This is a genomic window from Sinorhizobium americanum (assembly GCF_001651855.1).
Classification (GTDB): domain Bacteria; phylum Pseudomonadota; class Alphaproteobacteria; order Rhizobiales; family Rhizobiaceae; genus Sinorhizobium; species Sinorhizobium americanum.
Genome location: NZ_LNQC01000062.1, coordinates 64,260 through 83,423 on the forward strand (window position 1 = coordinate 64,260; position 19,164 = coordinate 83,423).

At 62.0% G+C, this 19,164-nt stretch carries 19 protein-coding genes; all 19 read right to left on the reverse strand.

What is annotated here, in order from left to right; genetic code table 11:
• Positions 1 to 61 precede the first annotated feature (61 nt).
• The 19 genes from ATC00_RS18220 to ATC00_RS18310 all read right to left on the reverse strand — a co-directional run bounded on the left by ATC00_RS18220 (position 62) and on the right by ATC00_RS18310 (position 19,022).
• Entirely contained in the window at positions 62 to 475 is a 414-nt protein-coding gene (locus ATC00_RS18220) for a hypothetical protein (RefSeq protein ID WP_037378660.1), read from the reverse strand.
• Positions 476 to 589: 114 nt separating this feature from the next.
• Positions 590 to 1,342 carry a flagellar biosynthetic protein FliR gene (gene fliR / locus ATC00_RS18225; protein WP_037423960.1) on the reverse strand — a complete coding sequence of 251 codons (753 nt, stop codon included), beginning with the start codon at positions 1,340 to 1,342 and terminating at the stop codon, positions 590 to 592.
• Positions 1,339 to 3,426, reverse strand: coding sequence for a flagellar biosynthesis protein FlhA (gene flhA / locus ATC00_RS18230; protein ID WP_037378656.1), 2,088 nt, complete (start codon positions 3,424 to 3,426; stop codon positions 1,339 to 1,341). The genes fliR and flhA overlap by 4 nt, the downstream gene beginning before the upstream one ends.
• Before the next feature lie 171 nt (positions 3,427 to 3,597).
• The gene (gene fliQ / locus ATC00_RS18235) at positions 3,598 to 3,864 is read right to left on the reverse strand and encodes a flagellar biosynthesis protein FliQ (RefSeq protein WP_012706883.1); all 267 of its coding nucleotides are present in this window, start codon (positions 3,862 to 3,864) and stop codon (positions 3,598 to 3,600) included.
• A 158-nt stretch (positions 3,865 to 4,022) separates the two neighbouring features.
• On the reverse strand, positions 4,023 to 4,463 hold the full coding sequence (gene flgD, locus ATC00_RS18240; protein ID WP_037378653.1) for a flagellar hook assembly protein FlgD: 441 nt from the start codon (positions 4,461 to 4,463) through the stop codon (positions 4,023 to 4,025).
• Positions 4,454 to 4,903 (reverse strand): flagellar biosynthesis repressor FlbT, encoded by a 450-nt coding sequence (gene flbT / locus ATC00_RS18245; protein WP_014761124.1) that lies wholly within the window; start codon positions 4,901 to 4,903, stop codon positions 4,454 to 4,456. Before flbT ends, flgD begins: the two co-directional genes overlap by 10 nt.
• Entirely contained in the window at positions 4,900 to 5,247 is a 348-nt protein-coding gene (flaF, locus tag ATC00_RS18250; protein ID WP_014327358.1) for a flagellar biosynthesis regulator FlaF, read from the reverse strand. Before flaF ends, flbT begins: the two co-directional genes overlap by 4 nt.
• Before the next feature lie 37 nt (positions 5,248 to 5,284).
• Positions 5,285 to 6,337, reverse strand: coding sequence for a flagellar hook-associated family protein (locus ATC00_RS18255; protein WP_037378646.1), 1,053 nt, complete (start codon positions 6,335 to 6,337; stop codon positions 5,285 to 5,287).
• Positions 6,338 to 6,339: 2 nt separating this feature from the next.
• Positions 6,340 to 7,770 (reverse strand): flagellar hook-associated protein FlgK, encoded by a 1,431-nt coding sequence (flgK, locus tag ATC00_RS18260; protein ID WP_037378643.1) that lies wholly within the window; start codon positions 7,768 to 7,770, stop codon positions 6,340 to 6,342.
• A 21-nt stretch (positions 7,771 to 7,791) separates the two neighbouring features.
• A complete protein-coding gene (locus ATC00_RS18265) occupies positions 7,792 to 9,012 on the reverse strand; it encodes a flagellar hook protein FlgE (protein WP_037378642.1) in 1,221 nt (406 codons plus the stop codon).
• Between the two features lie 87 nt (positions 9,013 to 9,099).
• Positions 9,100 to 9,771 (reverse strand): transcriptional activator Rem, encoded by a 672-nt coding sequence (gene rem, locus ATC00_RS18270; protein WP_064253867.1) that lies wholly within the window; start codon positions 9,769 to 9,771, stop codon positions 9,100 to 9,102.
• Positions 9,772 to 10,043: 272 nt separating this feature from the next.
• Positions 10,044 to 10,595: a transglycosylase SLT domain-containing protein gene (locus ATC00_RS18275; protein WP_037378637.1), complete on the reverse strand. Its 552-nt coding sequence runs from the start codon at positions 10,593 to 10,595 to the stop codon at positions 10,044 to 10,046.
• Positions 10,546 to 12,027: a flagellar hook-length control protein FliK gene (locus tag ATC00_RS18280; RefSeq protein ID WP_064253868.1), complete on the reverse strand. Its 1,482-nt coding sequence runs from the start codon at positions 12,025 to 12,027 to the stop codon at positions 10,546 to 10,548. The genes ATC00_RS18275 and ATC00_RS18280 overlap by 50 nt, the downstream gene beginning before the upstream one ends.
• Positions 12,024 to 13,364, reverse strand: coding sequence for a chemotaxis protein MotC (gene motC / locus ATC00_RS18285; protein WP_037378633.1), 1,341 nt, complete (start codon positions 13,362 to 13,364; stop codon positions 12,024 to 12,026). The genes ATC00_RS18280 and motC overlap by 4 nt, the downstream gene beginning before the upstream one ends.
• 5 nt (positions 13,365 to 13,369) lie before the next feature.
• Positions 13,370 to 14,572, reverse strand: coding sequence for a MotB family protein (locus ATC00_RS18290; RefSeq protein ID WP_037378631.1), 1,203 nt, complete (start codon positions 14,570 to 14,572; stop codon positions 13,370 to 13,372).
• The gene (locus ATC00_RS18295) at positions 14,569 to 15,222 is read right to left on the reverse strand and encodes a hypothetical protein (protein ID WP_064253869.1); all 654 of its coding nucleotides are present in this window, start codon (positions 15,220 to 15,222) and stop codon (positions 14,569 to 14,571) included. The genes ATC00_RS18290 and ATC00_RS18295 overlap by 4 nt, the downstream gene beginning before the upstream one ends.
• Before the next feature lie 375 nt (positions 15,223 to 15,597).
• Positions 15,598 to 16,560: a flagellin N-terminal helical domain-containing protein gene (locus ATC00_RS18300; protein WP_064253870.1), complete on the reverse strand. Its 963-nt coding sequence runs from the start codon at positions 16,558 to 16,560 to the stop codon at positions 15,598 to 15,600.
• Positions 16,561 to 16,867: 307 nt separating this feature from the next.
• Entirely contained in the window at positions 16,868 to 17,785 is a 918-nt protein-coding gene (locus ATC00_RS18305; RefSeq protein ID WP_037378624.1) for a flagellin N-terminal helical domain-containing protein, read from the reverse strand.
• 316 nt (positions 17,786 to 18,101) lie between these two features.
• Positions 18,102 to 19,022, reverse strand: coding sequence for a flagellin N-terminal helical domain-containing protein (locus ATC00_RS18310; RefSeq protein WP_037378622.1), 921 nt, complete (start codon positions 19,020 to 19,022; stop codon positions 18,102 to 18,104).
• Positions 19,023 to 19,164: the final 142 nt, after the last annotated feature.

A 19,164-nucleotide genomic window follows, 5' to 3' on the forward strand; every position in this document is an offset into this window, starting at 1 on the left:
CACGGGCAGCGCAATCAGTGCAAACCGGAGGACCTTTTCGACGGCCCGCCCGGAAACCTCACTATCGCCCCTCAACCTTACCGGAAGCTGGCGCGTAACCGGCGACATGCTGATCGATGAGGTCGAGCACCTGATTGTCGTCCGCCTCGCGGTCTTCCGCCATGCGCGCCTCCTTCATGCTCTCCTCCAGTCGATCGCCTTTCGCACGCTCCTTCAGCATGCGCGCCTCGTGCACCTGCTGAATGCCGAGCAGCATCTGGTCCTTCTGCATCAGTCGGCCGAGCTGGGAGGCATAGTGGCCCGAGAAGACGCGGTGCATGGGATGGGCCGAGCCCATGGCGTCGACGACGACATCGATCGTCTCGGCCAGGACGCCACGCTGGCGGGCCGTCTCGGCAAGCTCGCTTTCGGCCATCCGCTCGAGGTGCCGCTGCACGTCGACCAGGCGTTTCAATTTATCCGATCGCGCTTTCATCGCCTTCCTCTTCTAAGGCGCGTCGCATTCAACCGTGTTGATGCGACCTGTTTCAGGTCATGGTTTGGTGCATGTCGTTCGCGCAAACCGCTGCACACTTTTGCGCGACATGCACTAGCCGCCCTGCATCACCGGCGCGAAGCCGTCGGCGAACAGGCGCAGCATCGCCGCCACGCCGAGATAGAGCAGGAACAGGCCGCCCATGATCAGATAGGGCTGGGAAATGAAGTAGACCGGAACCTGCGGGGCAAGCTTGTTCACCATGCCGATCGCCACGTTGAAGAGCAGACCGTAAATCACAAAGGGGCTCGCCAGGCGCAGCATGATCATGAAGGTCTGCCCGAGCGAATTCGAAAGCGTGATCAGCATGCCCTGCGGATCGAAGCCGATGCCGATCGGCATTGCGCGATAGGACTGCGCGATGGCCTCGAAGATCACGTGGTGGAAGTCGAGCATGAAAAGAAGCATCAGGCCGGCGAAGCTGATCATGCTGGTGAGCTGGTTTTCCGCGGTCTCCTCGAGCACGTCGGTCGCCGGCGGCGGGTTGAAGCCGATCAGCATGGTGATTGCCGTCCCGGCAAATTGCAGGCCGAGCACGTAGTAGCGTGCCACGAGACCAATGACGGCGCCGATGACGCTCTCGGTCGCGATGAGATAGATGTAGCTGTGGCCCTTGTCGGCGACCGCCGGATAGATGTCGGTCCACATGATCGGCAGGATGGCCATTGAGAGCGCTACGGCGATGAACAGCCGCACCTGCATGGGGACGCGCGCTGTCGAGAATCCCGGCATGATCATGATGCAGCCGCCGATCCGGCAGAATGCCGCGAACAGCGCCAGCACCGTGCCCTCGGGGTCGGTGATCATGAAAGCGCGCCGATGATCTTGATTTCCAGCCCCTTGGCGAGCTCGACATGGGAGAGCACGGGCAGCGTTGCGAAGAGGCGTTCGATGATCATGCGCACATATGAGCGGGATTCGGGCGAACTTACCAGCACGAAGGGCACGCCCCGGTCGAGATGTTCACGGATAATCCTCGTCGCCTGCTCGCTGAACTCCTCGAGATGGCGCGGGTCGATGTCGAACTCGACGATCTCGCCCTTGGCGTCGCGCTTCAGTGCCTGATGGAACACCATGTCCCACTTGTTGCCGAGCCGGAGCACGCGCAGCACGCCGTTTTCGGCAAGGTCGCCGCAGAGCTGCTGCGACATGCGCACACGGACATGCTCGACGATCTGCTCGGTCTTGCGGACATGCGGCGCCAATTCAGCCACGGCTTCGAGAATGAGATGCAGGTTGCGGATCGAAACGCGTTCCGCAAGCAGCAATTTGAGGACCGCCTGGAGGCCGGAATAGGACATGTGCGAGGTGCAGATCTCGTCGGCGAGCTTGCGGTATTCCGGATCCAGCCGCTCGATCAGCACCTTCACGTCCTTGTAGGAGAGAAGCTGCGGCAGGTTGTTGCGGATCACTTCGCTCAAATGCGTCAGCACGACCGAGACGTTGTCGATCGGGTGGAAGCCTTCGCGCTTCAGGTCTTCGGTGAAGGTCTCCAGAATGGAAAGCGCCGGCATGCCGAAGGCGGGCTCGCGGATCTCGTCGCCGGGAACGCTCGGCCGGCGGCCGCCGCCGGTAACGACCAGCACTTCGCCGACACGCACTGTGTTCGAGGCGACGGTCGTGCCGTGAATTCGGATGTGATAGGCCTTGTCCGGAATGGAAATGTCGTCGGAAACCTTGATTTCCGGAACGACGAGCCCGTATTGCAGCGCGAACTTGCGGCGCATCTTGCCGACTCGGAAGGCGAGCTCCTGATGCGCGCCGAGCAGCCGGGTCGAGACCTGCTTGCCGAGCAGCAGCTCGATCTCCGCCGTTTTAAGCACCGATTTGACGGAATCCTTGTCGCTGTCCTTCGTCTGCTGCGCCTTCTCCGCCTCCTGGGCACGCTTCTCGGCATTGGCCGCTTCGATCTGCTTGGGGATGAACCAGCCGAGGAAGGCCATGCCGCCGCCGAGCGCGGCGAAAGGCACAAAGGGCAGACCGGGCATGACGGACAGCAGAATGATGAGACCGGCCGCGACCATCAGCGCCCGCGGATAGCCGCTCAGCTGACCGACGACGGCCTGGTCGGTCGAACCGGCGGTGCCGCCGCGCGATACGAGAAGGCCGGCGGCGAGCGAAACGATCAGCGCCGGAATCTGCGAGACTAGACCATCGCCGACCGAGAGCTTGACGAAAACGTCGGCCGCCTCGCCGATCGGCATGTCGTGGCGCAGATAGCCGATGACGATGCCGCCGAAGATATTGATCGCCGTGATGATCAGACCGGCGATCGCATCGCCGCGCACGAATTTCGACGCACCGTCCATGGCGCCGTAGAAGGAGCTTTCCTCTTCCAGTTCGCGGCGGCGGCGCTGCGCCTCCTTCTCGTCGATCAGCCCGGCGGAAAGATCGGCATCGATCGACATCTGCTTGCCGGGGATCGCATCGAGGGTGAAGCGGGCGCCGACCTCGGCGATGCGCGTCGCACCCTTGGTGATGACGATGAAGTTCACCGTGATGAGAATCAGGAAGACGATCAGACCGATGACGAAGTCGCCGGACATGACGAGGCTGGCAAAGCCCGAGATGACGCCGCCGGCGGCGCCATGCCCTTCATGGCCGTGGGAGAGGATGACGCGTGTCGTGGCGATGTTCAGCGCCAGGCGGGTCATCGTCGAGATCAGCAGGATCGTCGGAAAGGACGAGAATTCGAGCGGCCGCTGGATCCACAGCGCCACCATCAGGATCAGCACCGAGAAGGCGATGGAGAAGGCCAGCCCGAAGTCGATGAGAAACGGCGGAATGGGCAGGAACAGGATCGACAGGATCATCACGATCCCGAGCGCGAAGCCGATGTCCCGGCTCTTCGGTGCGAGTTTCGGGATGGTCAGGGTCGCCTGTTGTGCCATGTCTCTTCCGTCTCGTCATGAGAGGCGGGCAGCACGCCGCGCGTCTGCCCCAAACTATGGGAAGATCTAGAGACCCAAGCTTGCGCGAAGGTGGTACGAAGGCGGGACGAGGCAAAGCGTGCGCGGTTTTCCGCACGCATCCCGCTCCACCGCGTGGAAGCGGAACAAACCTCAGAACCCGGACTGGATTCTTGAAAAGATGATGTCGGTGAAGATGGAGATCTGCGCACCGACGAACGGCGCCGAGATCGCCGCCGTGACCATCACCGCCAGGATCTTCGGCACGAAGGTCAGCGTCATTTCCTGAACCTGGGTCAGCGCCTGAATGAAGGCGATGACGACGCCGACCACCATGGCGGCCAGGACGGCAGGGCCCGAGGCGACGATCACGGTCCAGATCGCAGCCTGCACGATATCGAGGGCGTCCGCCTCATTCATTGGGGTTCCGTCCTATCCCTGCCGGCGCGCACGCGCAGCGGCGAAGCTTTCACGTTCAAGAGTGATTCTTCAGAGGATTCTCAACAATCACCGGCGCCGGTCAAGTCAGGGCCCACTATGTGTGCGGGGTCCGCCGCTGCCGCTCCAAAGAGCAGCAATTACGTCGCCGAGCCGGACGAGGTCGTCGATACGGTGATGCCGGTCTCGATCGCGATCTCTTTGCCGTCGGTGGTGATCGCGGTCACGCCGTCGGAGGTCACCTCGACCTCGGCGACCACGCCGCTCGTCTTGCCGTCGCTGCTGGTGATCGTCTTGCCGATATAGGTCGACGCCTGGGTCAGGCTTTCGCTCGCCAGCAGGCTTTCGAGATTGCTGTTCGTCTTGATCGATTGTTCGACCTGCGAGAAGGTCGCCAGCTGCGATATCTGCTCGGTCGCATCCATCGGATCGGTCGGATCCTGGTTCTGCATCTGCGCGATGAGCAGCTTCAGGAAGCTCTGGTAGTTGAGGGTCGCGTCAGCCGCGTCGGTGCTGCTCGTCGCCGTCGAACTCGTCGTCGAGGTCGTCGATGTGCTCGAGGATACACCGCTTACCGCCATGGCGCGATCTCCTTGCGAATCTGGTCGATGGTGGCCGGCGTGATTTCCTGATTGTTCAGGATGCGCTCTTCGACCGGGTAGAGACCGCGGATCGCCTTCAGCGCTTCGAAGGCGCGGCCCTGGGTGACCAGGCCGTCGATGCGCTTCAGCTCCGCCAGCACTTCCTCGTTCTTGAAGCAGGCGAGCAGCATGACGATCGACTTGCGGAACATGGCGGTCGACTGCTCGGCGCCTTCCGGATTGATCAGGATCATCTGCGCGATGAAATAGAGCTGCCGCAACGGAGTCGTGGCGTCTTCCGGCTGCAGGACGTGGTTTTCCAGGAGGAAGGTGACGTCGTTGAGAAATTCGACGGCGACCTTGCGGTCAACGCGAAGCACCGCGCCGTTTACAAAGATTCGTTCGCCCGATTTCAGCGAGATACGCAGTGTGCTCTTCATTTCAGTCCATCCCTGATGATGGTGGTAATGTCAATTATGCCCTGGAAGTTGGAGGAGTCGCGTTTGCGGATCTTCTCCGTCTCGTTCAGTATCCAGATCCCGATCGAGATCAGATTGGCACGCAATTCGTCATTGAGCTGGTTATCCGGGGCGCGCAGGTCCTCGATGAAGCGTATCCAGACTCGTCGGGTGTAGTAGATCGCCTCGATCGCTTCCTTTGAGTATCCCTTCTGCTGCTTTGCCGCTTCCAGGAGCGCGATCGAGCGATTGAGGACTTGCCACTCGCGATCCTTGGAAACGGCTACGCCTTCCTCCATGATCTCGGCGTATGCAAACTGATACATTCAGACATCCTTCATGCTTGTCCTTATCCTCTTGTCATCAGAGGAAATCTATCAAACTCAACTGCTGGATCCTTCCGGTGAGGGTGTAGGACGTCTCCATCTGCGTCAGCAGCGTGTTCATCCGCGTCGACGCATCATAGGTGTCGACACCCTCGAGATCGGTGATGTGGGTGTTGATGAGCTTGATCTGAACCTCGAGCGAGGTGTTCGCCTTTTCCACGCGCGCTTCGGAAATGCCGAGCGTGCTGCGTTCGGCGGTGATCCCGGTGATCGCCTGCTCGACATAGCCGAGGGCCGCCTCGCCGACATAGGCCCGGACGTCCGATCCGATGTCCTCGTCCATCAGTTCCGAGGAGATGACGCTGGCGAGAGCGAACATGCGGAAGCCGGTCGTCGTCGCATTGGTCGAGCTCTGCACGACTTCGGACGTGCTGATGCGGCTCGTCATGTTCTGGCTCGAGGCCGCGGACCAGTCGGTGGCCCACTGCGTGTCGTCCGCATAGAGCGGTTCCAGCGTGTTGGTGATGAAATCTTCCATCTGCGCCTGGGTGAAGTCGCTCATGGAAGAGATGCCGTTTGCCGACATGTAGGTCGACAGCGCGTCGTCGAAGGTGGTCTTGGCGGCAGAACCCGACGCGGCATAGTCCTCGAAGGGCTTAACGTCGGTGTTGATCCCGGCAAACAGGAACTCGCCATTGAAAGACGTGTTCGCCGACGCGGTGAAGAGCGACATGGCGCTTTCGATTTCGGTCTTCTGGACCGACAGCTGGTCGACGGAATCATTGCCCTTGAACGTGACGAGCGTATTGCGCACCTGCTCGGCCGCCTCCGCCATCGTTCCAAGAGCCTCCTGGGAGGAGGCCAGCCTCTGCGTGACGACGGCGTTCGTATCGACCAGCGTTTCCAACCGAGCGAGCTCGCGCTGCAGGTTGACGGAGCGCGCCGTGGAGGAGCCGAGCTCGAGACCGACATCTGCGTGCCGGCCGGTCGAAACCTCCTCCTGAAGCTTCAGCAGTTCCTCCTGGCCCTGCTGAATGGTCAGGCGCATGGCATTCTGCACCGCCAGATTAGAAACGAAGGACGTCTTCATGATTACCTCACGGCTTCCAGAAGGGACGCCATCATGGCGTCCACGGTACTGATCAACTTGGCAGATGCCTTGTAGGACTGTTCGAGATCGAGCAGCAGCGAGAGCTCTTCATCGATGCTGACGCCGGTGACGTTGCCCAGCGCCTCCTCCGTCCGCGCCAGGAGAGCCGTCTTGTTGTCGTCGGCCGTCGATGCGGCGCTGCGGATCTGCTCGAACCAGCCGATCGATGAGGCGGCGAATTCCATGATCGAACTGCTGCTGTCGAGCCCCGCCGCCGCGTCGAAGTCCATGTCGCCGTCCATGGCGGTGATGAAGCCGTCAAGGAGATCGGTGTAGCCGGAATTCGGATCCGTGGCGCCGCCCGGGTTGGAGACGAGGCCGTTGAACCCGCCGTCGCGAAGCAGGAACGGATCGGTTTGCGCGGCGGCATTGACAGTTAGCGACGCCGCGATGCCGGGCTCGATCGTGCCGTCGGCGGGAAGCGTTCCATCCGCCCAGGTGAAAAGGCCGGGGCCGCCATCCTCCTGGAAGAGGCTCACCAGGCCGCGGGCCATTTCGTCGAGCTGCGACTGGAAGGTCGGCGCGATGTCGTCGCGCAGCTGGAGCAGGCTCGCAAGCTTTCCCTCTGCGGTCGTGTCAGCGCCGACGCCGGCCGAAAGCGACACGCCGTCGACGAAGATGGCGTTGCCGGTCGTCGTTGCATCGAAGGCCGAGGTTGCCGTGAACGTCACCTGCCGGGCCTGCGTCTCGAAGAGAACAGTGCCGTCCGCGGTATAGATGACGGTATCGTTGTCCGCCCTGGTAACGGTGGAGATGCCGACGAGCTCGGCGATCTGCTTCAGGAGCTTGTCGCGATCGTCGAGCGCGGCCGAGGCGTCGGCGCCGGCCGCCGTCGCTTCCTTGACGGCATTATTCGCGGTTTCGAAGCTCGCGAGCAGAGCATTCAGGTTGTCGACTTCTTCGGCGATCTGCTTGTCGGTGTCGAGACGCAGGTCCTGGACTGCGGTCGACGTCTTGCTGATCGAGTTGGCAAGGTCCGATGCATCCGCGACGACGGTCGCGGCGATCGTCGAGTTGCCCGGGGTCGAGGCGAAGGTCTGCAGACTGTTGCGGAAGGTGGAAAGGTAAGTCGACGGCGCCGTCTCGTAGTCGTTGCCGCCGAGCGCCGACTTCAACAGCTCGAGCCCGGAAAGCAAGCTGCTCTGCGCCGAGGATTGCGAGACGCTTGTGAGATTCTGCTTGAGCAGAGCCTCGTTCTGCGCCCGGTAGATGGAGACGATCTGGGCGCCGTCGGCCGTGGTTCCCAGCATGGCCATGCGGCGCGAGTAGTCCGCGTTGCTCGCATTGGCGACGTTCTTCGACACCGTGGCCGTTTGCGAAGCCGTGGTGCTGAATGCTGATTGCGCAATTGCGATTGCCGAGGACAACGACATGCTGGGACCGTTTTCTTGGAATTACCGCTTCAGGTTCACGAGAACTTCGAGCAACTCCGAACCGGTCTGGAAGACCTTGGAGTTTGCCGTGTAGTTGCGCTGCGATTCGATCATCGAGGTCAGTTCGTCGGCGATGTCGACGTTGGAGCTTTCAAGCGCGCCGGAAATGATTTCGCCGAAGCTGCCGGAACCGGCGAAACCGGTAACGATGACGCCGGAATCGACGCCCTGCGAATAGACGTTGCCGGATTCCGGCACCAGCTTGTCGGGGCTTTGGACATTGGCGAGAGCAATGCGGTAGCGCGGCTCGAGCTCGCCGTTTGCATATTTGATGTAGACGACGCCGTCGGTGTCGATCTGATAGCCGGAAACCTTGCTCGGAGCGTTGCCATCGATCTCGCCGCCGTCCGGCGTGAACGACGTTCCAAGCTGCGTCGTCTCGGAAAAGTCGATGACAATGTCGTTAAGTATAGCGCCGGTGCCGGAAATCGGGTTGAGACCAGCCCCGGTCGGGTCCAGCGTGAGACTTGCCGGCGAGGTGGTCAGGACGCCATCGGTGTCGAAATCCAGCGTAGCGGTGCCGAGGGAAAGGGCCGACGTCCTGTCGATGATCTCCAGTTCCCACTGGTTATCGGCAAGCTTCGTGTAGTTGAAATCCAGGATGCGGGTGTTGCCCTGGCTGTCGTAGACGATGAGGGAGGTCGTCGACACATCGCCGTTCGCGGCGCCGGAGGGCAGGTTGGCACCCATCGCGCCGGCGGTCGAGCCCGCCGCCGACAGGCCTTCCGAGGCGAGGTTGACCTCGGTCAGGCCATCGAAACCGTTGACGACGACCGTCGGATCCACGCCCGCTTCGTACTCGTAGCCCATCAGGGTGAAACCGGCGGCGTTGACGAGATTGCCCGCATCGTCCTGCACGAAGGCCCCGGCGCGCGTCAGGTATTCCTGGCCGTTGGCGCCTTGAACGATGAAGAAGCCATCGCCGTCGATCGCAAGGTCGCTTCCCGATGTCGTGTAGGTCGTCGAGCCCTGGTCGGAAATCGAGTAGCGCACCGATGTCTGGACGCCGCCGGAATTGTAGGAGCCGTTGCTGGAAGGCAGGATCATCGAGGAGAACTCGGTCGATGCGCGCTTGTAGCCGGTCGTGCTGGAGTTCGCGATGTTTTCAGCGACCGTGCTGAGCCGGTTGGCCTGGGCGTTCATGCCAGACACGCCCGTTCTCATGGTACCGTAGAGACTCATGGAGGATCCTCGTTTCCTGCTTTGGTGGGAGACTAGAAGTCGGGCCTTGCGTGAACCTGTCTTGACCCGACCAGGTTGTGATCCGGCTCAGTTCCAGTCGATGCAGTAGCCAAGGAAACGCTTGGAATCGATGGGGTCGAAGCCCAGCTTCTTGCGCAGCTTCTTGCGCAACTTGCTGATGTGGCTTTCGACGACGTTCTCTTCGACGTCCTCGTCGAAGATGCCGTAGATCGCGTTGAAGATCTGCGACTTCGAGACCCGCCGGCCGCGATTGGCGACGAGGTATTCGAGGATGCGCCGCTCGCGGCGCGGCAGCGCGAAGACTTCGCTGTTGATCTCCGGGTCGCGCCCGTCGGCAAAGACACGGATTGGGCCGATGTCGGTATAGTTGGCAATGGCCTTCAAGCGCCGGCGGATCGCCGCGACACGGGCGAGGATTTCCCGCGGGTGGACGGGCTTGCGAACGACATCGTCGACGCCGCAATCGAACAGCGCCAGCGTGTTTTCCAGTGAAGGTGTTTCGCTCATGGCGATCACCGGCGCCTGGGAGCGGTCGCGGATCGCCCGCGGCAGGCTGAACGCGCTGTCGCCCTGCCCGATCAGGAACGCCTCTACCGCATCGATATCGGAATCGGCAGCGGTGTTCACCCACTCGCCGAACTCCTTGGGATCAAACCCGGTCGATGGAATGCCCTCGCGTCCGAACAGGGACGCGTAGCCATCCTTCACAAGCTCTCTTTCATCAACCACCACGATCATTCGTCCGCCTCCGAATCAGTATGGGTGTTTTGCTGATTGAGAGGTACGAATCCGGGGATTCACGAACAACTAGAGAAAGTTAATGGGAGATTTTAATAGTTGATTAAGGAATGCGTGCCGATTTGATCTATATCTAGTAGGTACCCGTTAACGATGACACTAAGTTCGTGTGGAAAAGTTAACGCATGGCAACAAATAGCGCTTGCGATCACAATCTGTCCGCATTGTCGCCACATTGCGGCAACGGGCCAAATATCACAACCTTCGATTGATCATTGGCAAAACTGCGCCGCGTTTGGTGTCCACTTTCCATAGCCGGTCGCGACGAGGTTCGCGATGACCCTGCAGACATATTTCTTCTGCGCCGGATCGTTGTTCGGCCCGGCGTGATAGCGGGCGACCGCCATCGTCCAGCTCTCGTGCCTGGCGCGCAGATTGGAGAGGAAGCGCGCGGCATAATCGACATTCCGTCCGGGATCAAGCATTTCCTCCGGAGAGCTGAAATGCTCGCCGTGGAAGTGATAATTGATCTGCATGCAGCCTAGATCGATGAGCTTCGCTCCTTGCGCCCGTGCCGCGCCAAATCGGCTGAGGACATCCTGAATGCTTGTGCCGAAATAGGCCTTGCCCTCGATGTTCATCGCATAGGGCTGGAGCGACCCCTTGCGACCGGTCTCCGTCAGGCCGACCGAGTAGAGGATCCCCGTCGGGATGCCGTACTTCGCCGCGGCGGACGCGATCTCGCGCTCGCAGATGCCGGCGCTCGCAAAAGCGCTACATGTAGACGTCACCAGTGCGAGAGTGCTCAACGCCAGCAGACGCATCGTCCGTTCCATCATTGCCCCACCATGTCTCGGCCTGCACCGCCTCGCCCGCGTTCTGCCGCTGACGCCCCTGCCCGCTGTCTCCGCCGGTGCGCTCGCCGCCCGACTGGCCAAGCTGGGCCTGCGTCTGCGGCTGCGAACCGCCGCCGCTCGAGGCATCGCCGCCGGCATTGAACACGACATTCACCTGGTCGACCGCAAAGCCCTGGGCGCGCAAGGCTTTGACCATTTCGCTCTGGTCGTCGCGCAACTGACGGAACGCTTCGCCTGTTTCCACCTTCAGATCGACCTGCAATTCGTCGTCCTTCAGGCGCAGCGTGGCCGTGACGGTGCCGAGTTCGATCGGATGCAGCTGGATCTTGAGCGTGTTCAGCGTCTTGCCGGCCTGGCTCGACGCCTCCGGCTGCCCCAGGAGGGCGCTCGATTGGAGCGCCTGCGCCCATTCGACATCACCGGCAATCGCGCCGGCCACGGCGGCGGTGTTGGTATTCATCGCGACCCCGAGATAGCGGCGCGCCTCGAGGACGGTCACCGTTTCAGCTCTGGCGTTCGACGAAGACCTGCTATTGTCGACGGCAGTTGCTTCGCCGTCCGCCGAAATGGTCATCGACACGGCCTGCCCCTTGCCGTCTGCGCGGGCCAGGCGGAAGAGGCGGTCCGATCCTGCGTCACCTTGCTGTTCGGTCCGTGAACCGCCCGCGGTGGCGTCCGACGGGACATTCGCCAACTCGGCCGCTGGGGCGGCGGTGCGGGCGACTGCAGAACGCATTGCCTTGTCCGTGATCTCGCCGCCCGCGCCGTCGATCTGCGTGGCCGCCAGCGCGTTGCCGCCAAGCAATGTCAGGAGGTCGCTGACCGGGCCGTTCGCCGGCGCGGCGGAGACGGTATAGCTCTCCGATGTCTCATCAGACGCCCCGGAACTCTGTGCGGCGAAGGTCTCCGCAGGCCTTTGATCTTTCGGCCTGCCTGTGGCCGTTTTGTTGTTCGGATCGCCGGCCTCTTCACCCTCGAAAGAGGCCCGGGCGGCCGAGAACTGCCGGTTTCCCTTCTCCCGAATTTTGAACTCGGAGCCTTTCTGACCTTCCGGGAATGCGTTTTTCGGAATGCTCTGGGCATGGCCTTGCGCCGAAGGCGTCGATAGTCGCCCGGTTCCTGTGACGGCGGCGCTTGCGATCAAAATGCTTGGCTTGCGATTGCCGATCGTGAACTCGGTTCCGGCCGTTTGGGCGCCGTCGGGGAGGGAGCCAATTGGTTCCGATCCGGCGTCCTGGGCCGCACCCTGAGGAGACGCCTTCTGGCGGCCCGCATCGGCGACCGCGCTCTCAAATGCACCGGGCTCTCCAGCAACCTGCTCGTTGCCGCCCTGCCGGGACCCGGATCGGGTTCCGAGTGCCGCGGCGGGAGCACGGAACGTCTCTTCAAGTGGCCTCATAGTCCTTCCTCCGCAAGGAGCGCATCGATCTCCTTGATCTTCGAGCGCCCATTGGCCACGAAATCGTCAAGCACCGGATCGGCTGCCGCCGCCTGTTCGGCGCTAGCCGATGGTTCGCCACCCGGCGCGGGCGCCCTCGCGGCCGGCGGCGCCTTATCGTCCGCCTCGGCAAAGGGGCTCATGCCGCTTCCCGTTTTCCCCGCTTCGCCGCCTTCGGCCTCAGGGCCCGGGGTGGTCTCCCCAAGTGTGGTCTCCGGTATAGGCAAGGACGCTTGCGCGGGGCTTTCACCCTGCGGTAGTCGCACAACCTCTTCCGCAATCGCCCTGGCGGCTTCCCGAAGGGCACGGTCGCGCGGCGAGAGCTTGTCGTCCGGTATTGCCGCCAGCGTCTGCGCCGCCGTGAAGACATCCTCGGAGGGCACGGCCGCGAGCCCTTCGTAGAAGCTCGCCAGCAGCTGCAATTGGCCGCCGCCGTTCAGGGCGAGCTCTTCGGCCCGGGCAGATGCCAGCCGCGCCAGCGTCTGATTGCCGGCGATCGCTGCGCGCCTGGCGACGCGCAGATAGACTTCGCGTTGGCGCGCCTGATCCATGAAGGCGAGAATCTCGGCGACGCGCTTTTCGACCGCCTCGTCGAAGTGCATGACCGCCAGCTCGACAAAGACGTCGGCGAACTGGCTCGCATAGGGCGACGTCAGGTAGCGGCGGGCATAGTTCAACGCATAGCGGAAGCCCTTTTCCGGGTCGCCTGCCTGCACCGCAACCGACACGGACCGGCGAAGCGCCGCCTCTTCTATGATCGTGCCGGGCGACGTCAGACGCGCCCAGTCGTAGTATTTCATCGCGGCGACCGGGTCCTGCTGCGATATGGCGTTGCCGAGAATCAGAAACAGGTAGGGACCGACCCGGGAATTCCTGTATTCGGGCGCCGCCTTGGAGAGGTTCTCGATGATCAACAGACCCTTGCCGCGCAGATATTGCCTGAGCGAGTCCGTGACGCGCGCGTCGAAGTTGCCCTCGATATCTCTGTCTGTCAGATAATCCAGCGTTTGCGGATTGCCGCCGCTCATTACATAGACGAGCGCCGCATCGACGTTGCGGGGGTCGCGAAAGATCGCTTCGTCGGCCGCCCTAAGGCGCTTGTCGATCTCGCCCAGCATGAAGCGCTGCATCTCGATCGCCGAATGATCGCCCAGTACGACGGAATCCTGGACGTATTGCAGCGACCGGATCATCTTGAACGGCGCGAGCTCTTCCGTCTCGCTTGCGCGCGCCAGACCAACCGCGAGCGGAGCCGCAAGAACCGATGTCGCAAGGATGGCGCTGAGCCGCTTCAGCATCTCTCTCAGCCCTGCCCCGCTTGCAGCAGGATCTCGATCCGCCGATTGCCGGCGGCATAGGGATCGTTCGGCACCTGCAGGCGCCGGTCGGCAAAGCCGCTGATCTGGTTGACGCGCTCCTCCTTGAGACCGCCGCGGACCAGCATGTAATAGGCGCTCTGGGCCCGCGCCGCCGACAACCGCCAGTTGTCATAGGTCCCGTCCTTGAACGGACGGCCATCGGTGTGGCCGCGGATCGCCACGATCCCCTGGCGCTCGGCTAGCAGCTTGCCGATCTTTTCCATGGCAAAGACGAGCTCCTTGCCGGGAACGGCGGAACCCACGGCAAACATCGGCGCGTCCGTCTGCTCGCTGATCGTCACCAGCAGCCCGCCCTCGGAGGGCGTCACCATCAGTCCCTCGAGAAGACGTCCGGCCTCGCCGCCGACCGCTTTCTCGATTTCGGCCTTGAGGGCCTCGGCCTGCTTCTGCTGCTCCTCTGCGTCTACTTCCTTCTCGGGCGACACCTCGCCTTTGGCAGTCTCGTCCGCGGTCTTCAGCGTCTCGCCGGCCGCCGGCTTCTCACCGGGATCTCCCGCAGCGGCGTGCTTTTCAGCCGCCGCGACGTCGCTTTCGGCCGCATTGCCGGCGTCCTTGACCTCGACCTGCTTGGTCCAGAAATCCGGATCGAAGGGATCACGATAGGCCTCTCCGCCATCGGCACCGGTGGCCGGGCCCGACTGGGCGGCACCGCCCTCCCCCTTGGCACTGATATTGGCCTGCTGACCAACCTCCTTGGCGATTTCGGAGAGAACCGAATAGGGGTTCTCGAAGAAGTCGGCGTCGGAATATTTGGTCTCCTCGCCCGAGGTTGCCGTCAGCTGGTCGCCGGTCTTGGCCGAGCCGCCGGATTTCGCCTGTTCGCCATCGGCCTTCGACCGCTGCTGCGTCTCGTCACCCTGCGCATCCTTGGCCGGATTTTTCAGGCCCTTTTCCGCCGGCTTCTGGTCGGTGAGCTGCACCGGATTGAAATAGGAGGCGATCGCCGCCTTCGTTTCCTCGTTGGCGGCATTGATCAGCCACATGACGAGGAAGAAGGCCATCATCGCCGTCATGAAGTCGGCATAGGCGATCTTCCAGCCGCCGCCGTGATGGCCGTCGTGTCCATCGCCGGAGCGCTTGACGATGATGATTTCGTTCTTGCCGTTGTGTTGGCTTTCTTCGCTCATGCCAGAACCTTCCGCACGGTTTCGGACCAGGCCGCCATTCTGGTCACCAGAACCGCTTCGCCCAGCTCAACCGTCAGATCGATGTCGTCGGCAACGACGTGCCGGAAAACCAGGGTGTCGTCGTCCAGATGCTGTTTCAACGCTTCGAAGAGCACAGGCGATCCCTTCACGGTGATGGTGAGCCCCTCTCCCGCACCGATGCCCTGCCGGATCATCGCCGCCAAATCTTCGACGGCGCGCTTGATAAGCGCCTCCTCCATGACCGGCGCGAGTACCCGCGCCGCCTGGTCGCCAAGCGCCAGCGCCAACCGCTCGGTGATCTGGGAGAAACCGGCAGCGAGTTTCGAAGCGGTGTCTTCCGCCAGGCGGTGCTTCACGGCATCGAGTTCCTCGGCGTGGCGCGCCTTGAGTTCGGCGATTTCCCGCTGATGCTCGAAAGCGAGCTCGGCGGCGGCCTCCGCACGGCCCTGCGCGAAGGCCTCGCGCCGCTCGGCATCGACGTCGATTTCAGGCATGGCGGGCCTCTGAACGGACCGGTCTTCGGCGGGGAAATCCGCTTCGAGGTTCGGAAAATATTTTGGCGGCATGCGCGTGATTTCGATCTTCGGCGCGCTAAAATCCTTGAGATAGCGGGAGAGCGACGCACTCATCGGTTATCCCCCCGGCGGCTCGCAGCCAATGCCGGCGCGCGTCCCCCGCCCGGCAGGGGGTGGCTCACGGTCCAGAAATCCAAAGCGCCTGACACGTCTATGATGTCTCCTTCGGCCCTTTCCGCCCGAGACAGCGACAGGACCAGCATTCTCGATGCGCAACGGTTCGCGAAAGGGCGGACCCGAGCCGGGACCGGTGCAACGGCGACCAGGATCATCTTGGCCGGCAGCCGGCCGAGCAGACTGCGAAGGAAAGTTAGCCGGTCAAACTTGTGCGAAAATGAAGGTTGTTGGACCGCGCCAGGGCAACAGCGCGGTCCAACCAGTCCCGCCAGATGCCGATGACCGGCGGCACGGCGGAAGCGAAGATCTCGCTTACTCCTGGAACAGTCGCAGGATGTTTTCGGAATTGGTGTTGGCGATCGAGAGCGACTGGATGCCGAGCTGCTGCTGGGTCTGCAGCGCCTTCAAGCGCGTCGACTCCTCGTTCATGTCGGCGTCCACGAGACGGCCGACGCCCTTGTCGATCACATCCATGAGATTGGCGACGAAGTTTTCCTGCATCTCGATACGGCTGGTGATCGCGCCGAGCGTCGCGGCGGAATCGGTCAATTGGCTGATCAGTTCATCGACGACGCTGATCATGTCGTCCAAATCGCTGTCGGGGGTCGATTCGGAGAGCGCGATTTCGGTGCCAGTCGGCGGGCTGCCGGCGTCGATCAGGTAATACTCGCGCGCCGTTCCCGTCGGGCTCGAGGCAAGCGCATCCGCATCCACCGCCATGGTCAGCAAGCCGGCGCTGGCATCCTGGACGTCCACGAGAATGGAGCCCGACGTATCGTAATCAAGCGTCGTAACCGAGACACTGCCATCCGCACTGCGATTGAAGGAGGCGACGATGGATTTTATACCGACCGCCGTAGCCGCGTCGTTGTAGAGCCAGTTCTCACCCGAGAAGGACGCCGACTGGGCCGCCGAGACCAGCTGGTCCTTGAGCTGCGAGATCTCCTTGTCGATCTTGCTTTTGTCGACGCCGGGTTCGCGTGCCGCCACCAGCTTCGCCTTGACCTCGCTCATCAGCTCGATGACGGTATCCAAGGCCGCATAGGCAGTATCGACCTTGGCCGCGCCCAGGCCAAGCGCGTCCTGGACCGTCGAAAGCGCCGCATTGTCCGAGCGCATCGTGGTCGCGATGGACCAATAGGCAGCGTTGTCGGCGGCGGTCACGACGCGATAGCCGGAGGACACGCGGCTTTGGGTCTCGTCCAGATTTCTGTTGATCGAACGCAAGGTCTGCAATGCCGCCATGGCGGCAGCGTTGGTCATGATGCTGGTCATTGGCTATCGCCCCTGTCGATGGGAGATCGAAGACATTCCGGGTGTGACCGGCAGGGATGGTGCGGCATCATGCGCGCTGCCACCGTTTTGCCCTGGGTGACAGACCATCGTGCTTAACAAAGCGTTAATGGGAAATGGTTAACAAATGGTTAACGCGGTTAACGCCTTATTAAGGCATGTGAAGAAAAGGTTACTTTGCCGTTCAGGCACCGGGGAAAACGAGAACGACAAAAGGCCGCGCAACAATGGCGCGGCCTTGCGAAGAATGCGTGCTTGGAAACCAGCCTCAGAAGGCTGCGGACCAATCCTACTGGCGGAAGAGCTGGAGGATGTTTTCCGAATTGGTGTTGGCGATCGACAGCGACTGGACGGCGAGCTGCTGCTGCGTCTGCAGGGCCTTCAGGCGGGTCGATTCCTCGTTCATATCGGCATCGACAAGACGGCCGATGCCGGAGTCGATCGAGTCGGTCAGCGCCGCGACGAACTCCTCCTGAAGGCCGATGCGCATGGAGATCGAGCCGAGTTCCGAGGCCGCGCTGGTCATCGCCTGGAGGCCATCTTCGACGAGCGTCAGCGCTTCGGCCATTTCGGCGGTGTCGAAGCCGGTGATATCGAGAGCATAAATAGAGACGCCGATCGTCGCACCACCGGTGGTGCCGAGAATACCGTTGGTGTCCACGATGGCGCCGGCGCCGTCGCCGCCGAAGAGCAGATTGCCCGTCGCCGTATCGTCGAGTGTATAGGCTGTGGTCTTCACCGAAACGGTACCATCGGAGGCGCGCACAAAGCCCGAGACCACGCTCTTGACGGCCGCGTCGCCGGCAACCCAGTTTTCGCCGCTGAAGGAGGCAGACTCAGCGATCGACATCAGTTGCTCCTGCAACTGGTCGATTTCTTCCTGGATCTTCGTCTTGTCGACACCTTCTTCGGTGGCGGCGACGATTTTCGACTTGATTTCCTTGACGACTTCGATGGCGCTTTCCATCGCGGCATAGGAGGTATCGACCTTGGCAGCCCCAAGTCCGAGCGCGTCCTGCACGGCCGAAAGCGCCATGTTGTCGGAGCGCATGGTGGTGGCAATCGACCAGTAGGCGGCATTGTCGGCCGCCTCGCCGACGCGCAAGCCTGATGAAACACGAGCCTGCGTCGTCTCCATGCTGTCGTCGATCGCGCGGAGGGTCTGAAGTGCGGCCATCGCCGCCGTGTTCGTCAGGATGCTGGTCATGGTCTGCTCGCCCCTCGAATGGCATTAGAATGAAGAAACATTCCGGATCGCCGCCGGGAACGAATGAGCGGCGTCATGCCTGTTAACCCGCTGGTCACTTTGGTTAACCCATCGTTTCGATGCGGCCAGCTAACGGGAACATGGTTAACAAACTCTGAAGAGAGGTTAATAAAATTAACAAAACCTAACAATTTCCTTGTGCCGGGGCGCAAATGCGTGAAAGCCGCACCTTTCGCAAAGGTGCGGCTTTCTGAAGTGGCTTTCAGCAATCTTGAGCGTATGAGGGATCGTCTGTTCCCTAGTCCGGCTCTGTCGATTAACGGAAGAGCTGGAGGACGTTTTCCGAGTTGCTGTTGGCGATCGACAGCGACTGGACAGCGAGCTGCTGCTGCGTCTGCAGGGCCTTGAGGCGGGTCGATTCCTCGTTCATGTCGGCATCGACGAGGCGGCCAACGCCGGAGTCGATCGAGTCCGACAGCTTCCCGACGAAGTCTTCCTGCAGGCCGATGCGCATGGAGATCGAACCGAGCTCTGCGGCAGCGCTGGTCATCGCCGAAAGCGCATCGTCCACGTCCTGCAGCACGTCGTTCATGTCCGTCGTCGCCAGAGCGCTGATATCCAGCGAGTAGACTGCGTAAGCGCCAGCGGAGGCACCGGCAGTGCCGAGGATACCGGTCGTCGTATCGAGAGCACCGGTGCCGTCGTCACTGAACAGGAGGTTGCCGCCGGTGACGCCATCGACAAGCGCATAGCTCGTCGTCTTAACGGACACGGTGCTGTCGGAGGCACGGACGAAGCCGGACACGACGGTCACAGTGTTGCCGGCGACGCCGCCGATCCAGTTCTCGCCGCTGAACGAAGCGGATTCGGCAATCGACAACAGCTGTTCCTGAAGCTGATCGATCTCTTCCTGGACCTTGGCCTTGTCGACGCCTTCTTCAGTTGCCGTAACGACCTTGGCCTTGATTTCCTTCACGACTTCGATGGCGGATTCCATACCGGCATAGGCGGTGTCGACCTTGGCGGCGCCGAGGCCGAGGGCGTCCTGGACGGCGGAGAGCGCCATGTTGTCCGAACGCATCGTGGTCGCGATCGACCAGTAGGCGGCGTTGTCCGAAGCCTCGCCGACGCGCAGGCCGGAGGAGACGCGGCCCTGGGTCGTTTCCATGTTGTTGCCGATGCTCCGCAGTGTTTCGAGTGCGGACATGGCTGCGATGTTGGTAAGAATGCTTGTCATTTCTGAGTGCCCCTTAGTGGCTGATTAAGAAGGGACATTCCGGAGTACGCCGGCAAGCGACGGTCAGCATCATGCCTGCTAACCAATTAATTTTGTTGGTTAACCCGCCGTTTCGATGGCCCTAGGAAACAGCAAGATGGTT